Source organism: Embleya sp. NPDC001921 (assembly GCF_053594475.1).
The window spans coordinates 124,669-130,812 of record NZ_JBSFEO010000037.1; the positions used below are offsets into that span (position 1 = coordinate 124,669).

Below are 6,144 nucleotides of genomic sequence, written 5' to 3' on the forward strand. Positions count from 1 at the left end.
CGCCCCGAAGCCGAACCTCGCCACACCGGCGCGTCACCCCACCTCGCCAACGCCGTGCCTCCGACACGAACACGCCCCGCCCTGCCGCGACCCGGCCCGCCCCACGCCACCCCGGCCGCGAAACCGACACGCCAATCACCTCACCGCGCCGCCCGCATCGTCCTCCGCTCCATCCCCCTCTTCTCCACCCCCTCCTCCGCCCCCGTCGCCCTCACCAACCCCCTCCCCCACCGACCCTTCCGCCCACGCGTCCTCCGCCCCGGCCGCCACGCCACCCGTCGGACCCTGCGCGTGCCCCGGTGAATACCCCAACGCCCCCACCCGGAACGGGCCGTCGGAGTCCTCCCCCAGCACGATCACGCCGCCTCCACCGGCAAGCCCGGCGCCACCGCCGCGACAACACCCGTGCCCCTCCGCCTCCGACCCGGCAGCGCCCGCCTCGCCGTCCATCCCGATCCGGCGCGCGTCCGCGTACCAGTGGTCGATCGAGCGGGCGAAGTCCGGGTCCCGGTCGGCCCGTAAGGACAGTGCGCCGGCGAGCGCGTGGGCCCGGGTGTACGCCCGCAGGCCGCCGGGCGCCTCGTGGCCGAGCAGGGTCAGTTCCAACTCACCCGTGGGCACCGGGGCTCGCCGGTGCGGTACGGACGACTCGCCCCCGCCCGACAAAGACCGTGCTATCGCCCCCGGTTCGCTTCCCGACCGCGGCCACGATCGCGGCCCCGGCTCCGGCCCCTGCTCCGTCCCCGACTCGCTCCCCGACGGATCCGCCGCACGCGGATCCGCCGCACGCGGCAGTGGCGTCCGGACCAGTTCCACCAGGCGTGTCCAGGCCAGTCGGCCGGCGTCGCCCCCGGCTCCCGCGGCGAGTCCGCTCAGGAGGTCCACCGAGATCGATTCCACGCGATACCCCTTGCATTGGGCGATAACGGTGGGTCCACGGTAGAACGCGACGGCACGGCGGCGGGCCGGAACCGCATGCGCAAGTGTCCCCCAATCGATCTCCCGGCTTCGGCAATATCCTCCAGCTTTGTCCCACCGCAACCTCGCCCCACGCACCGCCGGCCTCCTCGCCCCGAACCGTCCCCGACCGTGCCCCCACCATCGCCCGACCGCCACCGGGCCACCCCGGGTCACCCCCGGGCCACCCGCCGACCGTCCCCGCCCGCACGCCCGACCGCCCCCCGCCCACGCGCGCCGGACCCGTGGCATCCGCCCAGGTACGGGCGTTGACCGGGATCAGAATCGCAACCCGTTCCATTTCTTGGCGTTCGCTCTGGTAGCGCGCTACCGGCCGGTACTAAGGTCACTCCACGCGTTGGCCCAGGGGGTCGTCCCTTCCCCCTGGTCCGACGTGTCCGCACGGCCTTGTTCCCTCAGCACCCCCGCACCGCTGCACCCCTGTGCACCTCGGTGCACCCCCGTACCTCGATAGACCCACGCTCGTCGAGGAGGCCGCATGTCTTCCAGCACATCCCCATCGGGCCCGTCCGCCGCGAGCGATCCCGAGCCATCCACGACGCCCACGGCACCGGCACCCTCCGGCCCGCTGCCCGCGCTGGTCCGCGGCCTGTGGCACCGGCAATTGGACCGCTATCCGGCCAACGGGCCGCGGATCTTCTACCTGTCCATCGTGGTCGTCGCCTCGGTGATCCTGTACTACGAGCTCTACATTCAGTACGCGGTCTCCACGCTGCTGATGCACGAGTACGGCATGACCTTCATGTACGCCACGATGATCTCGGTCGTCGGCAACGCGGTCGGCGCGTTCGCCTCACTGCTGGCCGGCCTCGCCGACCGGTGGGGGCGGGCCAACCTGGTCGTGTACGGCCTGGCCCTGACCGGCGTGCTCGTGCTGTTCGCGTTGCCCAACGCGGAGAGCAAGGGCTGGTTCATGTTCTTCATGGCCCTGGTGAACATCGTCGAGGGCATGGCCCTGGTCGCCACGCCCGCGCTGATCCGCGACTTCTCGCCGCAGGTCGGCCGGGCCGGGGCGATGGGATTCTGGACGCTGGGTCCGATCATCGGCAGCCTGGTGGTCACCACCGTCAGCAGCAACACCCTCGATACGAGCAGTTGGCAGGACGAGTTCCGGTACGCGGGCATCGCCGGCCTGATCGTGTTCGTGATCGCGCTGTTCGGACTGCGCGAACTGTCCCCGGCGCTGCGCGATCAGCTCATGGTCTCGCTGCGCGACAAGGCGCTGATCGAGGCCAAGGCGCGCGGCCTGGACGTGGAGGCCGCGCAGAAGAACCACTGGCGACAGATGATGCGGCTGGACATCCTCGCGCCGGCGCTCGGGATCAGCCTGCACCTGATGTTCTATTACACGGTCGTCGGCAACCTGGTCGTCTACTACTCGACCGTCTACGGGTACTCCGAGCAGCGCACCAACGCGCTCGCCAACTGGTACTGGGGTGCCAACGCGATCGCGCTCGTCGTGGTCGGCATCGCGTCCGACCTGACCCGGGTGCGCAAGCCGTTCATGATCGTGGGCGGCGTGGGGACGGTGGTGTTCACGTTCCTGTTCGCGCTGACCACCGACAAGCCGGACACCGGTTACTACACGTTCGCGTGGCTCCTGGTGGGCATCGGCGTGTGCAGCGGGCTGACGTACGCGCCGTGGATGGCCGGGTACACGGAGACCGTCGAGAAGCACAACCCGGCGGCGACCGCGACGGGGCTGGCGGTGTGGGGCTGGATCATCCGGATCGTGGTGTCGGTGTCGGCGGTGTTCACACCGGTCATCGTCACGTCGGCGACACCGCTGGTGAACCACGGCGAGGAGGTGGTCGCGGCACAGGCGGACGCGGGTCCCGCGCTGGAGTTGGTGATGAAGGATCCGGCGCTGTTCGTCCAGTTGTCCAAGTTCCCCGACCGCGCGTCGATCCCGATCGAGCTGCAGATCAAGGCGTTGCAACTGGCCGGTGGCGACATGGCCAAGCTGAATCTGGTCGAGCAGAAGCAGAAGTCGCTGGGAATCCTGATCGACCACGGCGAGGAAGTGCAGAAGGCGAAAGACCGCGCGAGCGACGAGTGGATGCGCTGGTGGTGGCTGACGCTGGCGTGTCAGGCGCTGTTCGTCCCGTGCGTGTTCGTGATGGCCGGCCGCTGGAGTCCGCGCAAGGCCCGGGAGGACGAGGAGGCCCACGCGCGTCGGGTCGAGGAGGAGCTGGCCGCACTCGGCACGGGCGGCTCGTCGGGCGTCACCCAGCCGGTCTGAGCACCCGCCGACCCGGCGAATCCCGCCGCCCCGGCGAACCCCGCCGAACCGGAAGACGCCTCCGAACCGGAAAACGCCGAGGGCCGGCGCCGCACACGAAGTGCGGCACCGGCCCTCGGTCGTGCTGATCGGTGAAGATCAGAGGCGGTTGATGTTCTCCGCCTGGAGGCCCTTCTGGCCCTGCACGACGTCGAATTCGACGGCTTCGCCCTCGACGAGCTCACGGTAGCCGTTGCCCTGAATCGCGGAGAAGTGGGCGAAGACGTCGTCGCCGCCACCGTCCTGCGCGATGAAGCCGAAGCCCTTTTCCGAGTTGAACCACTTCACGGTTCCGGTAGCCATATTTTTCTCCCTACATGTGGGCCGATGAACGAATCCACACTTCGTGAATCCGGGCGTCGCCGCGTTTTTCGCCCTCATTTCGGAAGCTACCGAAATGCAAAATGCGCCTGTAGTGAACAGCTCTACAGGCGCACTCAGAAGATGATGCGAACCACAACTGCAACAGGCTCAAGACTAACACAGAACGAGACCGAGATCGAGTCCTGCCGCAAAACGGTCGGATCCGACCGCTTCGTGGCGTGCCCTGCCCACTCGATGTCCGGGGCGTGATCGGCGCGTCGTGGGGTTGCCGACCGGACGCCGTCGAGACGACCCGATCGAGCGACTGCGCGCGCATTACCCACCTGTTACAGATTCCAAACCAGCAAACCTGGACATCACGCCTCACGGGGTGCCACCCTGATCCCGCCGGACCCCACGCGTCACCGCGAACGGGTTCGCGCACCCGGGCCGGGTCGCTCAGGATCGACCTCACCGGGGCCCAGGGCACGTCCTCGCGACACGCCCTCGCAGACCCCCCTCGCCCCGCCTCCCGCCTGGACGCCCGTGTAACGCCCCGCCCCTGCCTCGGCCGCTTCGAGCGGCCCCCGCGACCGTGCCGCCATCGCCGCCGGTCGCCACCACGCGCGGCCCGGCGTCCCCGTACACAGGTCCGCGCGGACACCGCACACAGAGCATCCGGCCACGGTCGTACCGCCCTCTCGACGGGCTCCCGGCCCGCCATGCTCCCCTGCCCCGCCGCGCCCGCCGGCCGCCCCGCCGGCCCGTGCGCGGTGTTCGGCCTGCCGTACCGGCCCGTTCGGGAAAAGAGCTCCACCCGTGTCCGTATTCACCCTGCCCGCGCGCGCCCGCGCGAGCCGGTCCGACGCCTCGCGCGCCCGCGCGGGCCGGCCCGGCGCGGCCGTCGCCGCCATCTCGGTACTGGCCTCGGCCGGCTATCTGATGGCCAACCTGCTGCCGATCTTCCTCGACGCCGTGCGTACCGGCCTGGGACTGTCCGGCACCGCCGCCGGCGCGATCGGCACCGCCGTACTCCTCGCCTCCGCGCTCGCGGGCGCCGGCATCACCCGGGCCGCCGGGCGTGCGGGGCGCGAACGTCCGGCCCGCGCCGGGCTGCTCCTGATGGTCGGCGGCTTCACGCTCGCGGCGCTCACCGGCAGTACATGGCTCGCCGTCGCGGGCGCGATCGTCGGCGGCGCGGGGAGCGGGATGGCGCTGACCGTGGCCACCGCCGCGATGGCGGGTACGGCCGACCCGGCCCGCACGTCCGGCCTCGCGCTGCTCGCGGTGGCCCTGTCCGGGACCGCGTTGTACGTGCTGGTCCCGGTTCTCGGCGGTGGGCGGGGCGCGACGGTGGGCGTACTGGCGGCGGTCGGGTTGGGCGCGTTGCCGATGGTGCGGCATCTTCCGGCGCCCGCGGCCGCGCTCGATCCGGCCGCCGCGCTCGGACCGGTGCCGCGGCGTCGTACCGGGCTGCTGCTGACCACCGCCGTCGGCGTTCGCTCGGTGGCCATGAACGCGCTGTGGGCCATCGCGGCGGGCGTCGGCACCGATCGGGTGGGCCTGTCCGCCGCGATGGTGAGCGCGCTGTGCGCGGCCTGCCTGTTGGCCGGCGTCGTCGGCGTCCTGATCGCGACGTCGGTCGGCCGGGGCCGGGCCCGAACCGTCCCGCTGGTAACGGCGGTGGGCGCGGGCGGACTGGCGGCGCTGGCCCTGACCCTGGCACCGCCCGGCGGGTTCGCGCTGTACGCGGTGGGCCTGCTCGGCTGGAACGCCTCGTGCCAGGCGGTCACCACGTACGTCCTGGGCGTGGCCGCGGGACTGGACGCGCGTGGTCGGTGGAGCGGCCTGGCGATGTCGGCGAACACCTTCGGCACGGCGTGCGGCCCGATCGTCGGCCTGTCCGCACTCGCCGCGTTCGGCGCGCCCACCACCGGCGCCCTGATCGCCCTCACCGCCGCCCTGTGCACCGTCCCACTCGCCCACGCGGCCCGTACGGCCGACACCCTCGCCACCGCGAGCACGAACGCGGAGGCGGTCCCGCACCAAGGCACGAGCCCGGACGCGGGCGCGAGCCCGGACGCGGGCGCGAGCCCGGACGCGGGCATCGGCATGGACGCGGGCATCGGCATGGACGCGAGCGGACCCGAGCCCCGAAGGGTGACCTCCGGGACGGGCAAGGCCGAACACGCGGGCATCATGGCCGTCGCGGGTGCCGGTGGCCCCGAACCCGTCTTCTCCGGCACGGCAACCGCGAGCGCGAGCGTGGGCGTGAGCCCGGGTACGAGTCCGAGCCCGGGCGCGGGCACCACGACCCGACGCAGGCCGATTCCGTCCCAGCGCTCCACCCGCCCCCGAGCACGAACGCGAACACGCACACGGGTGGGCAACCGAGCCGACTGACTCCTGTCCACGTCCGCGTCCACGGGCGCGGGCGCGGGCGCAGACACGGGCGCGGGCGCACCCGGTCGCGCGGGCAGTCCCGGACACCGACGCGGGTGCGGGCGTCGGTGCGCGGGCTGTCCGGTGCTGAGCGTGCCCTCGGGCCACGCGTCGAGCGGGGTGCCGACCGGGGTGCAGAT

The 6,144-nt window shown here is 72.1% G+C and carries 4 protein-coding genes; 2 read left to right on the forward strand and 2 right to left on the reverse strand.

The window, feature by feature from the left end:
• Nucleotides 1–135: 135 nt before the first annotated feature.
• A complete protein-coding gene (locus tag ACWCPW_RS35510; protein WP_449765690.1) occupies nt 136–621 on the reverse strand; it encodes a hypothetical protein in 486 nt (161 codons plus the stop codon).
• A gap of 835 nt (nt 622–1,456) precedes the next feature.
• On the opposite strand from ACWCPW_RS35510, the gene ACWCPW_RS35515 reads away from it, so the two are divergent.
• The gene (locus ACWCPW_RS35515; RefSeq protein WP_449765691.1) at nt 1,457–3,220 is read left to right on the forward strand and encodes an MFS transporter; all 1,764 of its coding nucleotides are present in this window, start codon (nt 1,457–1,459) and stop codon (nt 3,218–3,220) included.
• Between the two features lie 138 nt (nt 3,221–3,358).
• On the opposite strand, the gene ACWCPW_RS35520 is transcribed toward ACWCPW_RS35515, so the two are convergent.
• Entirely contained in the window at nt 3,359–3,562 is a 204-nt protein-coding gene (locus ACWCPW_RS35520) for a cold-shock protein (RefSeq protein WP_020555278.1), read from the reverse strand.
• Nucleotides 3,563–4,381: 819 nt separating this feature from the next.
• Here ACWCPW_RS35520 and ACWCPW_RS35525 point away from each other — a divergent pair.
• Nucleotides 4,382–5,965: an MFS transporter gene (locus ACWCPW_RS35525; protein ID WP_449765692.1), complete on the forward strand. Its 1,584-nt coding sequence runs from the start codon at nt 4,382–4,384 to the stop codon at nt 5,963–5,965.
• The last annotated feature ends 179 nt before the right edge of the window (nt 5,966–6,144 follow it).

What these genes read in the sequence shown, in the direction of transcription:
- ACWCPW_RS35520 (WP_020555278.1), bottom strand. Translation starts at nt 3,562, where the DNA reads ATGGCTACCGGAACCGTGAAGTGGTTCAACTCGGAAAAGGGCTTCGGC.
- ACWCPW_RS35515 (WP_449765691.1), top strand. Translation starts at nt 1,457, where the DNA reads ATGTCTTCCAGCACATCCCCATCGGGCCCGTCCGCCGCGAGCGATCCC.